The sequence below is a fragment of the Lactobacillus sp. M0396 genome (genome assembly GCF_016101625.1).
In the GTDB taxonomy this organism is placed as follows: Bacteria; Bacillota; Bacilli; order Lactobacillales; family Lactobacillaceae; genus Lactobacillus; species Lactobacillus huangpiensis.
This window is the reverse complement of record NZ_JACFQE010000002.1, coordinates 50,028-70,851: the sequence shown is the minus strand read 5'-3', so window position 1 is coordinate 70,851 and position 20,824 is coordinate 50,028. Positions and strand designations below refer to the sequence as shown.

20 protein-coding genes are annotated in these 20,824 nt (G+C 36.3%); 10 read left to right on the top strand and 10 right to left on the bottom strand.

Annotated features, from left to right (window positions below; all coding sequences use genetic code 11):
* Positions 1-22: 22 nt before the first annotated feature.
* Both H3T43_RS02870 and H3T43_RS02865 read right to left on the bottom strand, forming a co-directional pair.
* Positions 23-469: a hypothetical protein gene (locus tag H3T43_RS02870; RefSeq protein WP_198212455.1), complete on the bottom strand. Its 447-nt coding sequence runs from the start codon at positions 467-469 to the stop codon at positions 23-25.
* A 240-nt stretch (positions 470-709) separates the two neighbouring features.
* Positions 710-1,573 carry a hypothetical protein gene (locus H3T43_RS02865; protein WP_198212453.1) on the bottom strand — a complete coding sequence of 288 codons (864 nt, stop codon included), beginning with the start codon at positions 1,571-1,573 and terminating at the stop codon, positions 710-712.
* 204 nt (positions 1,574-1,777) lie between these two features.
* Here H3T43_RS02865 and H3T43_RS02860 point away from each other — a divergent pair, with 204 nt between their 5' ends.
* The 9 genes from H3T43_RS02860 (at position 1,778) to H3T43_RS02820 (ending at position 11,971) form a co-directional block, all read left to right on the top strand.
* Positions 1,778-1,996: a DUF1659 domain-containing protein gene (locus H3T43_RS02860; RefSeq protein WP_198212451.1), complete on the top strand. Its 219-nt coding sequence runs from the start codon at positions 1,778-1,780 to the stop codon at positions 1,994-1,996.
* Positions 1,997-2,039: 43 nt separating this feature from the next.
* Entirely contained in the window at positions 2,040-2,288 is a 249-nt protein-coding gene (locus H3T43_RS02855) for a DUF2922 domain-containing protein (RefSeq protein ID WP_109586780.1), read from the top strand.
* Between the two features lie 528 nt (positions 2,289-2,816).
* Positions 2,817-4,610: an SLAP domain-containing protein gene (locus H3T43_RS02850; protein ID WP_198212449.1), complete on the top strand. Its 1,794-nt coding sequence runs from the start codon at positions 2,817-2,819 to the stop codon at positions 4,608-4,610.
* Positions 4,611-4,756: 146 nt separating this feature from the next.
* Positions 4,757-5,599 carry a hypothetical protein gene (locus H3T43_RS02845; protein WP_198212447.1) on the top strand — a complete coding sequence of 281 codons (843 nt, stop codon included), beginning with the start codon at positions 4,757-4,759 and terminating at the stop codon, positions 5,597-5,599.
* A gap of 232 nt (positions 5,600-5,831) precedes the next feature.
* On the top strand, positions 5,832-6,323 hold the full coding sequence (locus H3T43_RS02840; protein WP_198212445.1) for a sigma-70 family RNA polymerase sigma factor: 492 nt from the start codon (positions 5,832-5,834) through the stop codon (positions 6,321-6,323).
* A gap of 122 nt (positions 6,324-6,445) precedes the next feature.
* The gene (locus H3T43_RS02835) at positions 6,446-7,663 is read left to right on the top strand and encodes a glucosaminidase domain-containing protein (protein WP_198212443.1); all 1,218 of its coding nucleotides are present in this window, start codon (positions 6,446-6,448) and stop codon (positions 7,661-7,663) included.
* A gap of 44 nt (positions 7,664-7,707) precedes the next feature.
* A complete protein-coding gene (locus H3T43_RS02830; RefSeq protein WP_198212441.1) occupies positions 7,708-8,832 on the top strand; it encodes an SLAP domain-containing protein in 1,125 nt (374 codons plus the stop codon).
* 162 nt (positions 8,833-8,994) lie between these two features.
* Complete coding sequence (locus H3T43_RS02825) at positions 8,995-10,824, top strand: cation:proton antiporter family protein (protein WP_198212438.1); 1,830 nt, start codon at positions 8,995-8,997, stop codon at positions 10,822-10,824.
* 400 nt (positions 10,825-11,224) lie between these two features.
* Positions 11,225-11,971, top strand: a complete 747-nt coding sequence (locus tag H3T43_RS02820) for an SLAP domain-containing protein (RefSeq protein WP_198212436.1) — start codon at positions 11,225-11,227, stop codon at positions 11,969-11,971.
* Positions 11,972-12,165: 194 nt separating this feature from the next.
* Here the strand turns inward: H3T43_RS02820 and H3T43_RS02815 are convergent, their stop codons facing one another.
* The 3 genes from H3T43_RS02815 to H3T43_RS02805 all read right to left on the bottom strand — a co-directional run bounded on the left by H3T43_RS02815 (position 12,166) and on the right by H3T43_RS02805 (position 15,194).
* Positions 12,166-13,137 (bottom strand): Gfo/Idh/MocA family protein, encoded by a 972-nt coding sequence (locus H3T43_RS02815; RefSeq protein ID WP_198212434.1) that lies wholly within the window; start codon positions 13,135-13,137, stop codon positions 12,166-12,168.
* Between the two features lie 150 nt (positions 13,138-13,287).
* A complete protein-coding gene (locus H3T43_RS02810) occupies positions 13,288-14,058 on the bottom strand; it encodes a hypothetical protein (protein WP_198212432.1) in 771 nt (256 codons plus the stop codon).
* Between the two features lie 338 nt (positions 14,059-14,396).
* Positions 14,397-15,194 (bottom strand): DUF6612 family protein, encoded by a 798-nt coding sequence (locus tag H3T43_RS02805; RefSeq protein WP_187154010.1) that lies wholly within the window; start codon positions 15,192-15,194, stop codon positions 14,397-14,399.
* Positions 15,195-15,352: 158 nt separating this feature from the next.
* Between H3T43_RS02805 and H3T43_RS02800 the strand changes: the two genes are divergently transcribed.
* Positions 15,353-16,045, top strand: coding sequence for a 2,3-diphosphoglycerate-dependent phosphoglycerate mutase (locus tag H3T43_RS02800; RefSeq protein ID WP_034978190.1), 693 nt, complete (start codon positions 15,353-15,355; stop codon positions 16,043-16,045).
* A 185-nt stretch (positions 16,046-16,230) separates the two neighbouring features.
* Here H3T43_RS02800 and lepA read toward each other — a convergent pair whose 3' ends face one another.
* The 5 genes from lepA to H3T43_RS02775 all read right to left on the bottom strand — a co-directional run bounded on the left by lepA (position 16,231) and on the right by H3T43_RS02775 (position 20,668).
* Positions 16,231-18,045: a translation elongation factor 4 gene (lepA, locus tag H3T43_RS02795; RefSeq protein ID WP_198212430.1), complete on the bottom strand. Its 1,815-nt coding sequence runs from the start codon at positions 18,043-18,045 to the stop codon at positions 16,231-16,233.
* Between the two features lies 1 nt (position 18,046).
* Positions 18,047-18,709: a TetR/AcrR family transcriptional regulator gene (locus H3T43_RS02790; protein WP_232350248.1), complete on the bottom strand. Its 663-nt coding sequence runs from the start codon at positions 18,707-18,709 to the stop codon at positions 18,047-18,049.
* Positions 18,710-18,821: 112 nt separating this feature from the next.
* Positions 18,822-19,790, bottom strand: coding sequence for an asparaginase (locus H3T43_RS02785; protein ID WP_198212429.1), 969 nt, complete (start codon positions 19,788-19,790; stop codon positions 18,822-18,824).
* Positions 19,791-19,933: 143 nt separating this feature from the next.
* Complete coding sequence (locus tag H3T43_RS02780; RefSeq protein WP_187154007.1) at positions 19,934-20,251, bottom strand: carboxymuconolactone decarboxylase family protein; 318 nt, start codon at positions 20,249-20,251, stop codon at positions 19,934-19,936.
* 3 nt (positions 20,252-20,254) lie between these two features.
* Positions 20,255-20,668, bottom strand: coding sequence for a cupin domain-containing protein (locus H3T43_RS02775; protein WP_198212427.1), 414 nt, complete (start codon positions 20,666-20,668; stop codon positions 20,255-20,257).
* Positions 20,669-20,824: the final 156 nt, after the last annotated feature.

The window sequence follows — 20,824 nt, the reverse complement described above, 5'->3', positions numbered from 1 at the left end:
TTTTTGCTTTAGTACAAGTAAATTATGATAAAGAAGTTGAAATCTTATTGCGACGTTCTTCGTACCAGTTATCCCAATCTTTATATGTTGTCATTTTTTCTGCATCAACACTATCTTTAGCAGCAATTTCGTCAATTATGCTTTGGAAATTCTGAGCATGGTATTGCAAAACGTGTTTAACTAATTCTTTGCGAGTGAATTTAATGTTATTAAGCAGATAGTGGTTGATGTCAACCATGTTGGAATTGGTATCATATAAGTTCATGATTTCCAAATCGCGTTGGTTAAACTGAGCAATGTAAAAGTCAGCGAAAACTTTAAGGTAATCCGGTTGCTCTGCAAACTCTTCTTCTGGCATGGTTGTCCATTCAGCGTCAGGCATCACAACCTTGATTTCTTCTTCTTTATCCTTTTTTTCTTGTTCTTTTTCGTTATCTTTTTCTTTGCTATTATTTTCTTTTTCAGTCAAAGCAGACACCCCTTTAATAAAAATAGGAAACGTGAAAGTCAATAGTCATTTTACAGAGTTTAGGCTATAAAAGCAACTATTGGAGCAATTTAACCTCTATATATGGTAGTTTTTAATAATATTAATAAAATTATAGCATTTTGCACAACTGCAATAAAATAGATAAACCGGCTAAATAAAAACCGTCCCATGTAACGATCGGGACGGTTCAGCATATTAAGTTTAACTTATTATTGTTTGTTACGGCTTAAGATAGTTTTGAATATCTTGTTTGGTAATTTTGCTTGGTTTAGTTCGACCAGACTTTCTGTAAAGATCGATCAAATCCTGCGGACTCCAAGACATTGAGTCATAGCCAAACTTGCCTACACGTTTGCGCAGTTGTGCTATTTGCTTATTAGTAACCGTTTTACCATGTACTTTGTGGTTGCCCATGGAACCCTCACCGGTTTTACCGGCATTGCCAGTATCTGGTCCTTTGCCTGAAATTGAATTGTAGCTTTGACTTGAAGAACCATTATCATTTTCTTTAGCAGCTTTTTGATTATCTTTGAGGCCTTTTTCTGCTTTTGTCTTGTACTGACTGTAATATTGTTCATCAATATAAGGCAGATCCAGAACTTTTTGGTATTGGTCAGCTGCTTTAAGATATTGCTTAGCTAATTCCGCTTGGGATGCAGCGAGGAAGATTGGTTGAATTTCATGTTCATAATTATCTTGAACATCTTCGATAGTAGTCTTTAATTTTTTACCTTGTTTTACTAAAACTGCATAGCCGTTTTTTCTTTGAATTACATTGGCAGTTTCGTTTAACGCATCATTATATTTGCCTTTTTTAGTTGCGTTAATTGCGGAAATCATATTGTCCGACTGGTTTTTATAAGCTTTAGCCTGGTCAGTCTTCTTGATACTGAAAGCTTTGGCAAATGCAGAGCTTGCTTCTGAATAGTCCTTATCAGCAACCGCATTTTTACCGGTAGTCATTGCACTATTATAGGAAGCTTCAACTTTATCATTATTGGATTTTTGTGTTGCGTAAAAAACGCCACCACCAATAGCGATAATTACTACTGCTACAATCGTACCAATTGTCGTTTTTTTCATAATAGGAATTTATCCTCCTTACTAATACTTAGTTTAATTATAGATGGTTTAAGCAGATTTGACTACTCAATGGTGTTTTTTCACCTTTACGTGACCATTTTTTAAGAAAAAATGTTACATTTTGCCGCCAATTTTCGTTAGTAATAGTGTAAGACATCTGGCGCGCGGGTTGATTACACTATTTAGAAAAGGAAGAAAGATAATATGAATTTTGCATTATTAGAACAATCAGTCCAATACACATTTTTAAATTCCAAATACAGCAAAGACGGTACTAAATCACGAATTTTAAAGAACGTTAGAGAAGGAGCAACAGCTGGCAGTTTGGCTAAAGTAGGTGCAGCTTTAGCACAGCTTCAGGGTGATGATCTGGGCGCAGTGACTTTAATTCAAAGACAAGGTATCCCTATTGGTGATGAATAATAAAATCTCTCAACTAAAAATGATTAAGACAGGAGCAAATAATATGGTAACAAAAACCAAAACTTTACAATTAGTATTTCTAAACGGTGCAAACAAAAAGGTTAATTTGTCTTTACCAGATGCTGCCGCTAATTTGGCAGGAACAGAGGTAAAGAAAGCAATGGAAACAATAGCAAATGCAAAAGCATTTGCGCAAGAAGGGGTGGATTTGTATAAAACTCCACAATCTGCTTCATATGTTGAACGAACTGTTACTAGTTTGTTCGATAATACTCAGGGTCAGTCAATGTAGCCTGCAGTTTTTGGAGACAATTAAAGAAACGATAATTAAAATCAAACAATTTTGCGGTAAAAATAATTAGTAAAGATAGGAAATCACGTCAAGGCAAGTTTGGCGTAATTTTTACTTTATTTCAAATTATTTTGTTATTATTTTGTAAAATTTAATAGAAAATAAAATAACTTAATTAACTTTGTCAGCGGCAAAAAACATTGAATGTAGTGCTGTTGAGGGTTTTATTATTTTTTGAAAAGTAAAAAATAAGTTGTAAAGCTGTAAGCGTTTGTTACAAAAGTATGTTAAATAACTACATGTCTTGCAATTTGAGCAAAAGGTAGGTACAATAAGAAATGTGGTAAGTAATAGCTATGCTTCAGGTTCGAATGCCTGTACGCATGCGCGTTCTTCAGCTCGAAAGCTACCTCATAAGAGTTATAAACTTATGAATTCGGCTTGAAGGGTGTTGTAACAATGTAGGCTCATCACGACTGAACCTATAGCCTATTACTATTTTGTATATACACAAGGAGGAAAGACCACATGAAGAAAAATTTAAGAATTGTTAGTGCTGCTGCAGCTGCTTTATTAGCTGTTGCTCCAGTTGCTGCAGCCGGTGTATCAACAGTATTTGCTGATACTAATATTCCAGTTGTTGGCGGAACTACACAAGACGGCATTACTACTGCTACATTGGAATTGAATATAACTAACGCTACTAGTTTAGTAGATGGCGATGTAGCATCCAAAGTTGCTGCTTCACTTTCTACCCCAACTTTGCCAACAGGTGCTAATGTAATTCCTGGTAAAGCTTCTATTTATGAAGCTACAGCAAATGCTGATGGCACTGGTACTGTAGCTAGCGGTGCAAAAGCAGTTGATAAGCTTGAAAAAGGTAAATCTTATGTAGCTACTGTTCCAGTTACTATTAGTGGCTTGAAAGCTAATACAGACTATACTGTTAATAAAGCTACTAAGACTTCAGATGGTACTGGCGTAATTTCAGGCGTTCAAGTTCAAAGTAAAGTATTTAGTGTTGCTAACACTGATTTGAAGGGTGCACCATACGTTACTTATAGAGATAAAGATACTGATAAGGATGTAATTGCTGACTCTGGTTCAGTAGATCTTGACACAAATAGTTACAGTGTTTCTGCTGTAGCAGACAAGATTGACGCTTCAAGAGGTAAGAATGGTAAGTATACCCCTAGAACAACTGCTGGCAATGACTCTTCAGCTGCTACACCAAGTTTCTTGAACCTTGAACAAGATATTAGAGATGGCTTGAAGGCTGCTGGCGTTACTGTAAAGGCTAATGGTAGTTTTGACAAACCAGCAGCTCCATTTACAGTTACTACACACCTGTATGCAACTAATGGTAAAACTGCTACATTTAATGTACGTGTTAACCCAACAGCAACGGAAGCTGATGGTTCATTCCCTCAAATGTACTTTAATGGACAAAGCACTGCTTTGAGAGGTACAACTACTCTTGACACAATTGGTGATGTTAGTTTCAACTATGTTCCAGTTAATGGTGTAGTTAATACTAAGGCTATTCAAGATGCATTTAAGACACAAGTAAGTAGTACTGACACAACTACTATGATTCCTACAGTTGATGTAAGTAAAGTTAATACTAAGGTTGCTGGTAAATATCCAGTTACTGTAAGTGCTACTAATGCTGACGGTAAGACTACTAAAGTTACTTTCTTACTAACTGTTGGTGTTAAGGGTGCAGAATACAAGACAGTTCAATCAGATGGTGACGTTCCAGTTTACAAGATTGACGGTAACACTGTAACAGATTCAAAGACTACTGTTAAGAACGGTGATCAGATTGCTATCTTTGGTGAACCAATCAAAGTTGGCGATAAGACATATTACCGCATTAACAGTGCTGATTCAGACCTTTACGTAGAAAGCAAGTATGTTGACGGTACATTTAAGCCTGCAAACAAGGTTAAGAAGACTGTTATGCACAACTCATACATCTACGATAAAGATCACAAGCGTGTTGGTACTGATATGTTACGTGCTTACTCCACAGTTGAAGTAATCGGTGCAGCTACTAAACTTGCTGATGGCAGCTTAGTTTACCAAATTGCTGACAACCAATACGTAATGGCTGATAACATCGATGGTACTTCACGTACATTAAGCCATAACGCTTATGTGTACAAGACTAGCAAGAAGCGTGCAGACAGACGTGTATTGAAAGCTGGCTCAAAGGTTACTACTTTTGGTTCACCTTACACATTCAAGAATGGTAAGGCTTACTACAGAATTGGTGGACCAAGCAAGCAATACGTTAAGGTTGCAAACTTTGCTAACTAATTATTAGTTTTATAGCTAATTAAGGAACAGGAGCGATTATATCGCTCTTGTTTTTTTGTGTTTTTTTACCCGTAATTGAGCTATGCAAGCGATAACATTTTCAGTATAATAGTATTCGTCTACTTTAATTAAAGGAGAGGAATGAATTGTCAAAAAAAGAAAGTGATATCTGGAACCTGCCTAGTGGACATAAATATCGTTTTTGGTCGCAAAAGCTTTTGCGCCAAAGAATTGGGATAGATCGAGAAATAGATAAATACTTGATTGAAGATAAATTTTATTGTGTAAATCCTGCAACTATTGCTTTATACCAGTTTCAGAAGCGGCCCCTTTTAGGCAAATACAAAAGCGTAATTTTTGACTGTGATCAGGGGATTGTTTTAAGTTGTCGTAGCACTCAAGCGCACCTAACATCTTTTGCTCAGAATTGTCTGTTAGCAGGGCTGGAATTTCAAAGAGAATTTGCACGTAAGATTAATTTAGTCGGGCATAACGTGATTGCCACAGGTCGCTTAGCATATTTTTTCTTGCGTAGCTACAATACTGGCAATATTGACTGGATTGCTTTGCATAATATGGCAAGTTTTTCGTCACTGCGAAATAATGTAACTGCTTTTGAATCCGTGACAACTAATCGCTTTAGCTATATTTTCACATATGATAACTGCAGTCGTCATATTCCCCGCAAAGTTAGCGATAGTTTATTTTTTAATCACGCACTTTACCTTCTGGGTACAGTACATTTAAAAAGTAATTTAGGCTGGCGGGTCAAAAGTTCTGTCGGAGATTCTCTTATTGATCAGTCTTCTTACTTTCATCCACACCAATCTCTGGAAGAAATATCATTAAAAAAAGTAATAACTGAATTATTAGATAAAAAGCATGCTCGGTATGGCAATTTGTTAGCTGATTATTATGAATTACCGTTAATTTCTGATGCTCACAAATCTGCTTATTTAAACAGTAAACGACCAGATACTCTTTTTTAAGAAAATGCACGATCTTTCTGAAGTTCGTGTATTTTTTTGCTCTTTTTTCACCCGTAGATTTATTGTAATCATGATATATGGGATAAGCTTAAAGAAATTAAAGGCAAAAGTTAAATGTTTATTAATCTAAACACTAAAAATTTAATATTATGTTTTTTAAATTTTAAGCAGTATTGCTAATCTATAAGAGCACAAGCGCTTGTGACATATTTGAAACAGAGGAATGTCACAAATGAAGATTAGTAGAAAAGCATTTATAAATGCATGGCAGAATCAGAAATTAGTCAGAGGCGCACTGAAGTACGCCCACGTCAGAATGGACTATACTAATTACGAAGACTTTTTGCAGGAAGGTATAATAATTTACGCAGAAATGTTAACGCGATTAGCAGGCAGAACAAGAACTGAAGTTGATCGGCTTAGTTTTCGTAAAATTATTTGGCATACTTTGGACTTATTGCGTAAGCAAAAGCGAATAACTGAGCAAGAAATTAGTTTTGACTCTGCTGAACAGGTAGGGTTGCTGGATAACTGGAATAATCATTTGGTACTTGAAAAAGAGTTAGCGCAAATGACAAAGGTTGAACGTATTTTGTTCATAGATCATTTGCTGGGTGGACAGACAATCAGTGCTTTAGCTGAGAAGACTGGTATTAATCGAGTACAACTTCAAAGATTGAAACGAAATTTTTTGTATCATTTACAGGAAGTCTTAGACAAATAAATTACTATTTGTAATATTAAAACTGACAATATTACTTTTTGACTACAAATAAGCGGATTCTATTGTTAATACTTTAATTGCTCGATACAATAAAGATGTCGGTTAAGGAGGAAATTTTATTTATGAAGAAAAAACTAATCACTGGTTTTTCAGCAGCGGTGCTTGGTGCAGCGCTCTTGATGCCGGTTACCAACAACTTAATTGCCACTTCTCCAGCAAAGGCTGAGACAGTATCTGCAACTAAAGCAGATGAAACAACATTTTTAAATACTGCTGTTAAGCAGGCACAAAAAGTTTCTAAAAAATATGGGTTATACCCTTCAGTTATGATTGCACAGGCAATTGTGGAATCTAACTGGGGCAAATCAAGTTTGGCCGTTAATGCCAATAATTTATTCGGAATGAAGGCTGATGACAGCTGGCAAGGAGCAACCTATTCTTCTAAAACACGAGAAGAAGATAAAAATGGCAAGAGCTACTACGTGACAGCGAAGTTTAGAAAATACGATTCCTATCAGGACTCTTTTGATGATAATGGTCAAAAACTTCGTTTAGGTGTTACCTGGCAGCCAGAACGCTACAAAGGAGCATGGCTTGAAAATGCTGCTTCTTATGCAGATGCCACTAAGGCTCTAACTGGTACATACGCTACTGCTAATAATTACAATACTATTTTAAACACTAGGATAACAACTTCAAACTTAACGCAATACGATCCTAAGATATCGAACACCAGTAAATCTTATGTTGTTAAAAAAGCAGGTGCCACTTATGCTTGGCCAACTGACCACTCTGTATCTGCCAAAACCGATTCAGTTGCAAAAGGTGATGCAGTTACTGTAACTAAGACCATTACTTTTTATAACGGCAAAAAGCGCTTGTACATTGCCGGTAAGGGCTGGGTTAACGATACTATTTTAAATATGGGCAGTGCTCTTCCACCGGCTTCTCAGGCTCCAAAGGGTGAGAAAAAAGTTAACAAGACTTTGATGCATAACGCTTATGTTTACAATTCCAAAGGCAAACGAGTAAAAAAAGTTAAGGCAATTAAAGTAGGCAATACCGGTAAGGTGATTGCCACCTATGGCACTAAAACTATTAACGGCAAAAAGTATTATCGCATTGGTGAAAATCAGTACATTGCCAGTGGCAATATTGACGGCACTATGAGACTTCTCAAGAAAAATGCTTTTGTTTACAACGACTATGGCAATCGTGACAATAAAAAGGTGTTAAAGAAGGGTCAATCCATTGCAACCTACGGTGGAGCAATTTCAATATACGGACTTAAATATTATCGGGTAGGCATTCACCAGTATGTTAAGAAAGGCAATTTTTAGACAAAGGTAATTTCTCACAAACGAAATAAGGAATGAAAATTTAGATGAAGATAAAGAAACTAATAACTACTGTTGCTATCGGAGTAGGTTTAGTTGCACCTATTTTTAACGTCAGTCAATCTCAGGCGGTAGAGGCTGCCTCAATTAACTCGATTGCTAAACAAAACAGTTATGTTGACGTTACTTTTTTATATAAAATGCTCCAGACACAGAACATTAAGTATAACAAATTTTACGCCAATGGCAATAAGATCAAGTACAGAAAAGGAAAGCCGGAAGGTATTGTAATTCACGAAACTGCAACTCCCGGGGCATCCGCTTATAATGAAGCTATTTACTTTAACCGTGAATGGAAAAATATGTACTCTTATGTCCACGCTTTTGTTGATCACAAACAGATTATTCAGATGATGACTCTAGGATATGGCGTCTGGGGTGCTGGAGCAATAGCCAACAACCGTTTTATTCAAATTGAACTTTGTCAAGAAACTACCAGAAATAAATTTGCTAAAAGTGTGAATAACAATGCCATTTATGCGGCTAAGTTGCTGCACCGCTATAACATCGAACCCTCTAATGCATCAAATACTGGTAAAGGGACAATCTGGTCTCATCATGCAGTATCGCGCTTTTTAGGAGGTACTAATCATACCGATCCTGATGGCTATTTCAAAAAATGGGGTTATTCAATGAATGACTTTTACTCACTTCTGAAGTACTATTACGATTTGCAGGCAGGAGAAACAGTTACTTCTACCCTTCCTGACGATTCATCAAATGCAACCGATTCTGATCCTGTTTCTCAAGCGCCTACTGGCAAGAAAACTTTGATGCATGATGCTTATACATATGATGCTCAAGGTAAACATACTAATGCGGCATTAAAAACCGCTGGGACAGTTGTAACCGTGGCACAAGAAAAGGTGATAAATGGTAAAAAATATTTGCAAATTGGTAAAAATGAATACGTTGTAGCCAGCAATATCATTGGTTCCAAGCGTGTATTAACCCATAATGCCTATATTTACGATACTACCGGAATTCGTATTGGCACTACCAAGTTTTTGAAGGGCAAATCCATTCGGACATATGGTGGTCGCGTCAATATTAATGGTAATAAGTACTACCCAATTGATACTAATCGCTTTGTTAAAGCAGCCAATTTTTAATTAAAGAAACAGGTCATGATAATTGTCATGACCTGTTTTTATGTGCAGAAAAATTTTAATTTATTGATTTTTGAAAGCTATGAATACTTGCTACCCTTTTTATTTTCTCTGCTCGTCAATATTTTGTATAATCGACTAAGAATAAATGAGGAGGTAATCCTGTTGGCACAGTTGTCTTTATTCCTAGTTGTTTTATTTGCCTTAATTGTTCCTATTTTAATGGTACGATTAAAGGTAAATGCTGTTCCTACGGCCGTTGCAGAAATTATCATTGGTATTATTCTTGGTGCAAGTGGTTTTAATATTGTACAGCCCACGCATGACCTCGCGTTTTTATCAAATTTGGGCGTCATTTTGCTATTATTTTTGTCAGGGATGGAAATCAACTTTGATTTATTAAAACCAAAGCATAAGCAAGAAAAAAAGCCGAATCAGATATCTCCCTTTAAAATTGCTTTAGAAGCATTTTTAGGTATGGCTCTTTTATCTGTTTGTCTGGCATTAGTTTTAAAATGGTTGGGCTTATTTGGAGATACGATGCTTGCAACCATTATTTTCATGACTATTGCACTGGGAGTAGTAATTGCGACCTTAAAAGAAAAAGATATTTTAAATAGACCGATAGGTCAAACGATTTTATTAACTGCAGTTTTGGGAGAAGTAATTCCATTAATGCTGCTGACGGTTTATGCTGCGATTAATGGTGGCAATACCAGACAATTGTGGCTTATCATTTTGCTTTTTGGCGTAGCTATTTTACTGTTGTGGCACTTTAAGCAACCTTATCTGTGGTTTGTTAAAGTGACTAAGTCAACTACGCAGTTAGATGTTCGTTTAGCCTTTTTCCTAATTTTTGCTTTGGTAACAGTTGCTGAAAGAGTCGGAGTAGAAAATATTTTAGGGGCATTTTTGGCTGGCATTGTCATGAAATTGCTGGAGCCTAGTCAGGAAACTGCTGATAAGCTAACTTCAATTGGTTACGGATTCTTTATTCCTATTTTCTTTATTATGACAGGAGTTAAACTCAATTTAAGATCACTTTTGGCACATCCCAACTCTTTAATTCTGTTACCAATTTTAGTTCTGTTTTTATTTCTGGCAAAATTGCCTGTTGCGTTAGTTTATGCTAGGAAATTTGGCTTAAGAAATGGTTTTGCGGGTGGCTTTTTAACCGCTACTACGATCACCATTGTTTTACCAACTTTAGCGGTAGCCAGAAAACTAAATGTTATTACACGCTTGCAATCTGATGTTTTTATTCTAGCCGCTGTAATAGTTTGCATTTTTTGCCCGATACTTTTTAATGCAATATTTAAATTAAAAGCTGAGGATCGTATCAAGGAAAAAGTTATAATTATAGGAACTAATGCGTTAACAGTTCCGGTCATGCTTGATTTGCATGATAATTGGTATTCGGTTCAAATGTATACTACCAGTAGTGAACACTATAATATTTATAAGAGCCGTGTGCCAGATTTAAAATTATTATCAAAGCTGGATGCAGAAAATCTGAGTCAATCTGACGCTTTTGCCGGGAATATTTTTGTTGCGGCTATGAGATCTGACGAAACTAATTTGCGACTGGGGCAATTGGCAAAAGCTAAGGGAAATTTCAAACGGATTATTATTTGTCAAAAACGTGCTGATATTGCCAAGGTTGAGCAATTGCGCAGCAGTGGCATGGAAATTTTTGACTTAAGCAATGTTACTTCATCACTGTTGCGAGCACTGATAGAATCGCCTGCTGTTTATAATGTGCTGAGCGATACCAAAAATGCGGTCTATTCTGTTGTTGTCCGCAATAGGCAGTATTCCGGTCATCAATTGATGGATTGGGATATAGCAAGTGATATCACCGTCAGCCGTATTCGTCGTGGACAAGAATGGCTGGTTCCACATGGTCATACAGTTATTGAAATGGGAGACGAATTGATATTTACTTCTAAATATCAGGTTGCTGACCGTATTCGCAGGGTTGTAGGCAATAAGTAATTTTATTAATTAAAAAAGCAGTTTGCTGTTATGATAACTGAATTTGAGACACTTTATTAGAATTTAACTACGGACTAACTTATAGGATAGCACAAGAGTTAGTCCTTTTTGCGTGTCACTTTTTGATAAATTGTAAAAAAATAGGAGATAATTCTATATTATTAAAGAGCAAACCGTTTAATTGCAATATACAAAATGTTTGCTGTAAAAATAGCAAAAATTAGAATAGTTTTTGCGAGTGCGTATGACAAAAAATAATAATTTATTAAAACTATAGCCTTTTTTTTGGGTGTTTATAGTGTTAAAATGAATCCTATGTAACTCAGTAAGAGTTATAGCGTTCTTAAGTCTGTTTAGCTAGGGGCGTCGAATTTGTCAATGAAAAAAGGAAGGCTCAAAAATGAGTAAAAATAGTTTTTATAAGAAAATGATAGTTTCAGTAGCTGGTGCAACATTATTAGCTGTTGGTCTTAATCAGTTACCAGCCAACGCTTTAAGTAGCGCCTCAACTGAAGTTAGTGCAGCAAAGAAGGCCGCTAAGACTAAGAAAGTTGGCGCTAATTCTGCTGTTTACAAACTTAAGGGCAAAAAATTAGTTAAGACTAAGAAGACACTTAAGGTTGGTCAAAAAGTAACTGTTCTTGGCAAAAAGACTGTTAAGGGCAAGAAGTACTACAAAGTTGGAAAGAACCAATACATCAAGGCTGTTAATGTTACTGGTAAGGCTGCTAAAGTAGCTAAGAATACTGTTTTGGTTACTAGAAGTGGCAAAGCTTTGAAGAACGGTAAGGTTCGTAAGGGCCAAAAAGTAACTGTATTTGGTGCAGCTGTTACTATTAAGGGCAAAAAGTACTACTCAACTTCAGCAGGATACATTAAAGCAAGTGCTTTAGCTAAGAAGAAGACTGCTACAACACCAACTTCAACCCCATCAACTAGTTCTAACGGCTCGACAAGTTCAACAGGTTCCAACGGATCTAACGGCTCGACAAGTTCAACAGGTTCCAACGGATCTAACGGCTCGACAAGTTCAGCAGGTTCCAACGGATCTAACGGCTCGACAAGTTCAGCAGGTTCCAACGGTTCAACCGGCTCAACAGGTTCAACAGGTTCCAATGGTTCAACTAGCTCAACCCCTTCAAAGTAAAGAATAATCATTAATTTGCTTTTTATATTAAATTATTGAGTAAATTTAATATCATAGATAAAGAGGTCTTTGATGTTTTTTTGACAAACTTGTTTTTACAGGTTTTTTAAAAAAATTCTCTGACCTCTTTTTTGATACAAAAAGAACGCAACATTCTCAACTGGAGAATTGATTGCGTTTTTTAGTCAATAATATTAATTATTAGAAACAGACTGCTTTGCTTTGGCTAATACATCCATGACAGCTATGCTATGCTCGTATAAATCATTAGCTTTCTGTGTATCGTGGGTATCAATAATTTTCACAAAATCCGTAAACTCACTTGCCATTCGGTGATCAAACTCGTTAAAGTTGAACTCACTGTCATCACCGTTTCTGTGTTCAACCGTGAAATTTTTAATAACACCAGTTGAACCATCAAAGTAGATGGTTCCTTTTTCACCCTCAATAAATGATCTTGGAGTAGTATAGCTATCTTTTGCGGCAATTAAAACTGCTTGTTTATCAGGATAAACTAAATTAAGTATGCCCGAAGTATCAACTTGTTTTTGCATTACTGGATAATATTGCACTTTTTCCGGCCTACCGAACAAACCAACAGCTAAGTGAATATTGTAAATGTTCAAATCTGTTAGGGTTCCACCATCTTTAGCAGGATCGAATACAGGTGCAATTTTGCCTTGCAAAAAATCATCATAGCGACTGGAATATTGCGTATAGTTTAAAGAAATAATGTGAATAGGTGCAATTTCAGCTAATTGTTGTTTAATTACTTTGAAATTTGGCAAGTGAATATTTGTGATAGCTTCAACTATGATTAAATCCTTTTTGTCAGCTATTTCTTTAAGTTCTTCAGCTTGAGCAACAGTTTCTACATATGGTTTTTCACAAATAACATTTTTGCCTGCAAGAAGAGCTTCTTTTACGATTTCATAATGTAAAGAATTAGGTACGGCTACATAAACTGTGTCGACATTTTCATCATGACACAACTGCCCGTTATCAGCAAATACCTCTTTAATGTTGTATTGCTTAGCTAAGTTTTTGGCAATAGGCTGACTACGTTTAGTAGTGGATATTGCTGCAAGCTCAAGGCCTTTAATTTTAGCAGCAGTCGTTAAAAAATCGTGAACAATTTTACCGCTGCCAATAATTCCTAATTTCATTTTTGGACCTCCGATTACTAATGAAAATATTTAAACGACTCTATAGTCATTTTATCTCATTAAGTAACCTAAAAGCACCATAATTATGATAGTTAAATATTTACTAAAAACAGTTGTTTTCATATAAAGACCTTTACTTTATTGCTCAAATTAGTTTGCAGATGCTGGAGTGGCGATTTTGACTTCATCTGGTAACTTCAAAGAGTCGGAATTACCGAAGCCAAAGATTCTAAAGTTGAATGAAGCTGGCATTTTTTTGTCGTAGTTCATTTTAAAAGAAGTAGCAGAGCTTGTTATTTTTTTATCTTTGATTTTAAAAGTAACATTACACTTGCTGAGTTTAACGTGCTTTTTGAACGACTTGAGATCTACCTTATAGTCTTTAAAAATTTTGTTCAGAAATTTACTTGCCTTAGTAATATTGACATTACTTTTGAGGGTATAAACTCCATTTTTATGACTAAGTTTGGCATTTTTGCTCAAATCAGTAGTGATGCTTTTAGCAAATTTCTTCAGATCGCTACTATATTTTTTTATATCAGTTTTGGCAGTATCAGCGTCTGCAATAGGTGTATATTGCCATTTGCCATCTGCTTTGGTGTAGACACGTTTTGCGTCCATATCAATCCATTGCTCTACTGTTTCAGCGTGTTTGCCAGATTTTACTTTAGTAATGGCTTGAACTAGTTCAGGCTTGGTGGTAAAAGCACCATGAGAGTCGAAATTTATTTTTTGCTTACCACTTTTAATCTTTGTGCTGGTAGTATATTGGCCACTAGTTTGGTTGCTCTCTTTCTTTTTAACAATTGCAATAGCCTGCTTTTTTGATAATGCTGCATCGACTGTTTTTGCATGAGTTAGACCACCACCAACTAAAGTGGCAGACAATAACATAGCCGTCAAAAATTTCTTCAATTTCATTGTGGACATCTCCTTTTTAATATTTTTATTTTACCTTAAGGAAATTATATAGCATTTTTAGTTAAGTTGATATAAAAACTTGTCCGATTTTTTTAAGTGTTACAACTGCATCATTGAAGTAATAGAGTTTAAAAATGATAAAAAATTGTTTTGTACATTAATCAGAGTATGATTTTTTAATTTTTTACATAAATTAGGCTTAAAAAAACAGGTTTTTGGTGAATTAATTAATCCTAAATTTGCAAGTCTTGGTTTTTTCTCTGGTCAAAGAATTATCTTAGGGGTCTTAAATAAATAAAAATCCCGAAAGTTTTAGTTTCGAGGTTGTGATTTAAAAATTATTTTTTCTTTTTGTTTGTTTTAGGCAGTGGTTTAGCATTAAGGGCATTGGTAGGTATCTTTAAGAAGTCTTTGCTGCCCATGTTGCCATAACTTTGTCCAGCGCTGAATTGCATTAATTTATTTACTCTAATTTTAACTAGATATTGAAAGCTATACATCTTTTTATTTTTAACCACAAGTTTTGCAGTCATACCTTTAATTTTGCCCATTTTGACTAATTTATGATAGATGGTTTTTTGCTTAGGGCTTTGAGTATTGGTGGTAAATATCGGATCTAATGCATCTTTCATCGTTTTCTGGTCTGTGATGTTCGCTTTTAAAGTATAAGTGTGACCTTTTCTAGTCATTTTATAAGCGTTAGTAAGAGCCTTAGGTGGATCCATTAACATTGAATTATTAACTATAGAATCGAGTAAATCAGCGTAAGAGTGCCCGGTTAATTTGTTAAAATCCGCTTTATACCAGTCACTTGAGCCGTTAATATAAACGTGATTGGAATTATCAACCCACTCTTGCGAAGATTGTGTTTTACCTTTGGCTTGAGTTTGGTAGTTAAGTTGAAATACAGTAGGGTTGCCACCAAAAACAGCAGTTGTAGTAACAATTTGCTTGGAAGTATCGGTTCCTAAGGTTACGACCTGCTTGGCTTGTCCACTCTTAAATGATTTCTGTGAACATTTGATTACTTGGCTTTTAGTTAGAATGGGTTCGCTTTGCTTTTTCTGCTTGGAGCATCCGCCTGCAGCAAGCGCTGCAACTAAGCTCAAGCCCATTAATAATTTTTTGAATTTCATAGTGAGTTAGGTATTCTCTTTTCTTATAATCATCATTATATCTATTGTATCGTAAAACTTGGATTTTAAAAATGATTTTTAGTCCTAAACCCTATGAAAACAAAATGTAAATGTGTAAAATAGTAAGTGAAACATTTAATTTGCAAAGGAGATATTTCATGTCAAAATTAGTTTTGATCCGTCACGGACAAAGTGAATGGAACCTTGAAAATAAATTTACTGGTTGGATTGATGTAGATTTATCAGAAAAAGGCGTTGAAGAAGCAAAGAACGCAGGTAAGTTAATTAAGGAACATGGTCTGCAGTTCGATCAAGCTTATACATCTGTTTTAACTCGTGCCATTAAGACTCTACACTATGCTTTGGAAGAAAGCGGCCAACTTTGGGTTCCGGAAACTAAGAGCTGGAGATTAAACGAACGTCATTACGGTGGCTTGCAAGGCTTAAACAAGAAAGCTACTGCTGACAAATACGGTGATGAGCAAGTTCACATTTGGCGTCGTTCATATGATGTTTTGCCACCAAAGATTGAAGATGACTCTAAATACAGCCAAGTTCATGATCGTCGTTATGCCGATCTTGATCCACACATCATTCCTCGGACTGAAAACCTAAAGGTTTGTTTGGAAAGAGTTATGCCTTTCTGGGAAGACCACATTGCTCCAGACTTGTTAGCTGGCAAGAACGTTATTATTGCAGCTCACGGTAATTCACTTCGTGCCTTGACTAAGTACATCGAAAACATTTCTGATGCTGATATTATGAACTTGGAAATGAAGACCGGTGAACCAGTAGTTTACACCTTTGATGACAAGTTGAATGTCACTAACAAAGAAAAATTAGACGACTAATTTTAAGTTAAAAAATAAAATTCCTAACTTTCACAGTTAGGAATTTTTTTAGTACTTGCAACTAAGTTGTTACTTGTTACAAAAATGTTAAGTGCTGTCACTGTAACTCAGTATATTTTGATGAAACTTTAATCTATAGAAAACCAGAAAGATATATCTTCTCGCCTTTTATTTGCCTCAAGTTCTTAATCCGGTTCATTAATGTTTAAAATAGCATCGAAGACGCTTTGGGGCAACTTAATGTCGCTTTTAACAGCTTGTCTTTTATTTAAACTTTGTCTGCGTAAAAGTTGTTGCTTTTTCGAGATGCTTCTTTTTTCACCGTTCACAGCCGCATTTTTGCGTAAAGGCGGCACGTCAACTCTCGCAATTGATTTGTTTTCCACCATTGCTTGCACAGGCATCGGGTATAGATGACGCGGCACAGTATATTTCAATTTTTTAACTAACTTATGGGCGATCAAATCGGCTTTTTGACGTGGCACAATAATGTCGAGAGCATCAACAGCGGCATAGTTGATCTGAATTTGAATTTTGACTACATCAACCAGTTCGTAATCCAGAAATTCGGTATCAAGTGTAGCAAAGCCATGAGTAATTGATTTTAAGCTGTTGAAAAAGTCATAGGCAATTTCAGAAACAGGCAATTTGTATGTTAATGTGACTAAATCTTGTTGATTGTCCAAGTCAATCATCTCTCCAAAATGCTGGTCACATAATTTCATGACTGCACCTAAATATTCATTGGGCGTTGTAATGACTGCTTTGACATAAGATTCAGTGACGTAATCAATCTCAGAAAAGTCAGGAAATTTCGCTGGATTGGTGATTATGAGGTATTCCTGCTTAGGCTGAGGCTGCTTGAGATAAACGTGATAGGTTGCATTCGGTGCAGTGGTTAATACTTCCACATGATATTCATCGCGCAGTCGTTCCTGGATTATTTGCAAGTGAAAAATGCCTAAGAAACCGCAGCGAAAGCCAGCATCAAGAGCTTCAGACTGTTCGGGAGCGTAATGAAAAGCGGAATCATTTAGAGCCAGCTTACTAATAGCTTGTTTTAAGGCTTCATAACTGGTATCTCCCTTAGGATAAAAACCGGCATAAACCATTGATTGCGCTGGCTTAAAGTGGGGAATGGCATTTCTAGTAGGATTTTCTGCAGTGGTTAAGGTATCGCCAACCTGGACACTGGCAACATCTTTAATTCCAGTCACAATATAGCCGACTTCTCCCGCATTTAATTCCTTTACCGGCTGCATGTTTGGAGTGAAAATCCCTATTGCTTGCGCATTAAACTTGCTGCCGCCCTGCATTAGCTGCAATTTTTGCTGGTTCTTTAACTGACCATCAATTAGTCTGACATCCGCGATAATTCCCTGATATGAATCATACTGTGAGTCAAAAATCAGTGCCTTAAGTGCTGCATCGGGTTTTCCCTGAGGGGCTGGAATTTTTTGATAAATTGCTTCTAAAACTTGATGAATATTTTCTCCTGTTTTAGCAGAAATTTTTAAAATATCCGCATCTGCAAATTCTGGTCTTAAGGCACGTATTTGTGCCTCTGTTGCCTCTACGTCTGCCGCTGCATTGTCAATTTTGTTAATCACCGGAATGATAGTCAGATTATGTTTTAAAGCTAAACGCAAATTGGCTACGGTTTGTGCTTGTACACCCTGAGTTGCGTCGACCAGTAAAATAGCACCATCACTTGCAGCCAGACTTTTAGAAACTTCGTAAGAAAAATCAACGTGCCCTGGAGTATCGATTAAATTGTATTCGTATTCCTGACCGTTATCCGCTTGATAAAAGTTACGCACTGATCTTGATTTGACTGTCACGCCATGCGCCTGCTCAACTTCCATGCTGTCCAAAAGTTGGTCACTTAACTGTCTTTTGCTCACAGTATCAGTTTGTTCCATAATTCTGTCAGCTAATGTTGATTTACCATGATCAATATGAGCAATTATGGCAAAATTTCTAATATTAGCAAGTTTCATTTTATTTTGCTCCTTCCAGTTTTTGCTCTATGCCTTGTAAATAAAAGAGCATTAATTGATTTGCTTCTTGTTCGAGGTCGATTTGAAAAACTTTAAAATCAACGGGTAATTGATCGTGGTGAAACTCATCTAGGTTCATCATATTCATTAGTCCGCTAATAATTGCACTTTGAATGATGAAAAGGTGACTGGCTTGCTTAACGCTAAGCAGTGAAATTCTCTCGTCTATTGCTTGTCCCAGTTTCCTGTTTATTTCGTAGAGTTTTTCGCGACCAGCCAATGTCTGTTCTCTGTCAGCGGCAGTTTCTAAAATTGGACCACGTAGCGCGTTAAGACGTAATAAATCAGTCCTCTGACTAATTAACAAATGGTTTTGCTCTAGTATAAAAGAGGAAAAATCAGCCCAAGAAGTGATATTTTTAGTTTTTTGAAAACGCTGAAGAACTTCCGTGAGGTAATCTTGGTAACCAGAAAGCAATAAGTACATAAAGATATTTTCTTTAGTTTTAAAATAATTAAATAGTGTGCCTTTGGCAACGCCAGATTCATGGGCAATTTGCGCCATAGAAATTTGGTTAAAATCATTTTTTTGAAATAACTTGCTGGCAGCAGCTGCAATGAGCTGTTTTTTTGCTTCTTTTTCTTTGGGAGTCAAGACATACATAATGGCAGATATACTCCTTTCATTCAATAATGACCAACGGTCATTTTACAAATAATCGCCAATTTTTGCAAGAAAAAACCATCTTTATATGAAGATGGTTTTCATTGCTGATTTAATTATTAATGTATTTCTTTAATTGCTCATTTTTCAGACCAGCACTTAAACCAACTAAGAGCTTAATTCTGGCTTTTTGTCCATTGAGACCGCGGCAGAAGATAATGCCCATTTTGGCTAAGCCAACACCGCCACCTTGATAATCATAAACTGGTTCAGCAATACCGTTAAAACAACGGGAAACCAATACCAGGGGAATTCCATTATCAAGCAGTTTTTGCAATTCAGGTAATGTTTGGGGTGGCATGTTACCGGCACCTAAAGCTTCAATTACTAACCCGTTTGTTGATGGCTTGTTTAAAGCTTGAAAGATCTCTGGTCCCATTCCTGCATAGGCCTTTACTAAATAAACATTTGAAATAATGTGGTCAATTGGTAAGTGTTGCTGGGGATTGATGGTTTGCACGTAATTAACGTGACCTTCGGATACAACTCCTATAGGACCAAATGTGGCTGTGCGAAAAGTAGCAACATTTGTAGTATGGGTCTTCGTAACATAACGGGCGGGATGAATTTCATCATTCATCACAACTACAACACCTTTGCCAATAGAAGCATCAGAACTGGCTACCATGATTGCGGTTCTGAAATTGTACAGTCCGTCGCTGCCAATTTCATTAGAAGAGCGCATAGCTCCGGTTACTACCACAGGCATTTTACTGGAAATGGTTAAATCTAAAAATAAAGCTGTTTCCTCCAGAGTGTCTGTGCCGTGAGTCACGACTGCCCCGAAAAAACCTTCGGCTTCTGCTTGGCGGATCCGCAAAGAAAGTTGCAACATGCGCTCCGGTGTCATATGAGGAGAAGGCAAGTTGAAAATTTCTTCAGTAACTATCTGGACATCGTCATTAACGTTTAAAGACAGGTCAGCCAAGGGATTTTGACTGTTAGGCTTAATTTTTCCATTTTCATCTTCTGACATTGAAATGGTGCCACCAGTATGTAAGATTAGAATTTTTTTACTCATAATAGGTTTTTGCTCCTGTGATTTCTTTAATTAATACTTCTACAGGTTAGCATAAAATTAGGGATGCAGAAACCGTTTAAGACCATAGATTTTAGACATAAAAAGCAGCCGGACAAAAGGCCAGCTGCTTTAAATTAAAGGTTTTAATCAGTGAAAATTTCTTTTGCCAAATCAAAAGCAGACCAAGCCTTCGGCCAGCCGCAATAAAATGCCAAATGAGTAATCAGTTCGACTATTTCGTCTTTCGTAATGCCGTTCTTTTTTCCAATAATCATATGTGATTTAAGTTGAGGAAAAGCTCCTTGTGCCATTAATGCGGCACAAGTAATTAAACTACGGTCACGTGCAGACAACTTGTCCTCTCTTGACCAGACTTCACCAAATAAAACATCATCATTCAATTCTGCAAACTTAGGTGCAAAATCACCTAAGTTATCTCTACCGGCTGTTTGCTTTTTCATTTTTTAATCCTCCAATTTTTCATATTCTTCATCTGTGACAGGCTCCAGCCATTTTGGTGTTCCCGCAGTGATTGCAATATGCGTAAACCAACTATTTTTGGTAGCACCATGCCAGTGCTTAACACCGTCGTGAACAACTACTACATCTCCCGGATGTAATTTACGAGGCGCTTTGCCTTCTTCTTGATACCAGCCTTCGCCAGCTGTAGCTAATAAAATTTGAAAGCCGCCCATATGTTGGTGCCAGTTGTTGCGACAATTCGGTTCAAAACTAACGTTTGAGACGCTTACGTTAATCTTAGGATCATTGACCAAGCTTTGCAGGTAACTCTGGCCAATAAAATATTTTTGATAAGCAGTATTCTTTTCACCCAAAGCAAAAATACCATTTTGCACATCATCTTTGTGATTGTCCATATTGATTCTCCTTTACCTGATTTATACGATTACTTTAGTACTTAATGTGTACTCTAAGTCAAGTTATTTTAACAGTAATTATGAGTTAAATTACATTTATTAATAATTAGTTATTGTTTTGTGAATTTGTTATTTTGTTAAAAAATAACGTGATAA

What these genes read in the sequence shown, in the direction of transcription:
- H3T43_RS02865 (WP_198212453.1), bottom strand. Translation starts at nt 1,573, where the DNA reads ATGAAAAAAACGACAATTGGTACGATTGTAGCAGTAGTAATTATCGCT.
- H3T43_RS02860 (WP_198212451.1), top strand. Translation starts at nt 1,778, where the DNA reads ATGAATTTTGCATTATTAGAACAATCAGTCCAATACACATTTTTAAAT.
- H3T43_RS02855 (WP_109586780.1), top strand. Translation starts at nt 2,040, where the DNA reads ATGGTAACAAAAACCAAAACTTTACAATTAGTATTTCTAAACGGTGCA.
- H3T43_RS02850 (WP_198212449.1), top strand. Translation starts at nt 2,817, where the DNA reads ATGAAGAAAAATTTAAGAATTGTTAGTGCTGCTGCAGCTGCTTTATTA.
- H3T43_RS02840 (WP_198212445.1), top strand. Translation starts at nt 5,832, where the DNA reads ATGAAGATTAGTAGAAAAGCATTTATAAATGCATGGCAGAATCAGAAA.
- H3T43_RS02835 (WP_198212443.1), top strand. Translation starts at nt 6,446, where the DNA reads ATGAAGAAAAAACTAATCACTGGTTTTTCAGCAGCGGTGCTTGGTGCA.
- H3T43_RS02830 (WP_198212441.1), top strand. Translation starts at nt 7,708, where the DNA reads ATGAAGATAAAGAAACTAATAACTACTGTTGCTATCGGAGTAGGTTTA.
- H3T43_RS02820 (WP_198212436.1), top strand. Translation starts at nt 11,225, where the DNA reads ATGAGTAAAAATAGTTTTTATAAGAAAATGATAGTTTCAGTAGCTGGT.
- H3T43_RS02815 (WP_198212434.1), bottom strand. Translation starts at nt 13,137, where the DNA reads ATGAAATTAGGAATTATTGGCAGCGGTAAAATTGTTCACGATTTTTTA.
- H3T43_RS02810 (WP_198212432.1), bottom strand. Translation starts at nt 14,058, where the DNA reads ATGAAATTGAAGAAATTTTTGACGGCTATGTTATTGTCTGCCACTTTA.
- H3T43_RS02805 (WP_187154010.1), bottom strand. Translation starts at nt 15,194, where the DNA reads ATGAAATTCAAAAAATTATTAATGGGCTTGAGCTTAGTTGCAGCGCTT.
- H3T43_RS02800 (WP_034978190.1), top strand. Translation starts at nt 15,353, where the DNA reads ATGTCAAAATTAGTTTTGATCCGTCACGGACAAAGTGAATGGAACCTT.
- lepA (WP_198212430.1), bottom strand. Translation starts at nt 18,045, where the DNA reads ATGAAACTTGCTAATATTAGAAATTTTGCCATAATTGCTCATATTGAT.
- H3T43_RS02790 (WP_232350248.1), bottom strand. Translation starts at nt 18,709, where the DNA reads ATGTATGTCTTGACTCCCAAAGAAAAAGAAGCAAAAAAACAGCTCATT.
- H3T43_RS02785 (WP_198212429.1), bottom strand. Translation starts at nt 19,790, where the DNA reads ATGAGTAAAAAAATTCTAATCTTACATACTGGTGGCACCATTTCAATG.
- H3T43_RS02780 (WP_187154007.1), bottom strand. Translation starts at nt 20,251, where the DNA reads ATGAAAAAGCAAACAGCCGGTAGAGATAACTTAGGTGATTTTGCACCT.
- H3T43_RS02775 (WP_198212427.1), bottom strand. Translation starts at nt 20,668, where the DNA reads ATGGACAATCACAAAGATGATGTGCAAAATGGTATTTTTGCTTTGGGT.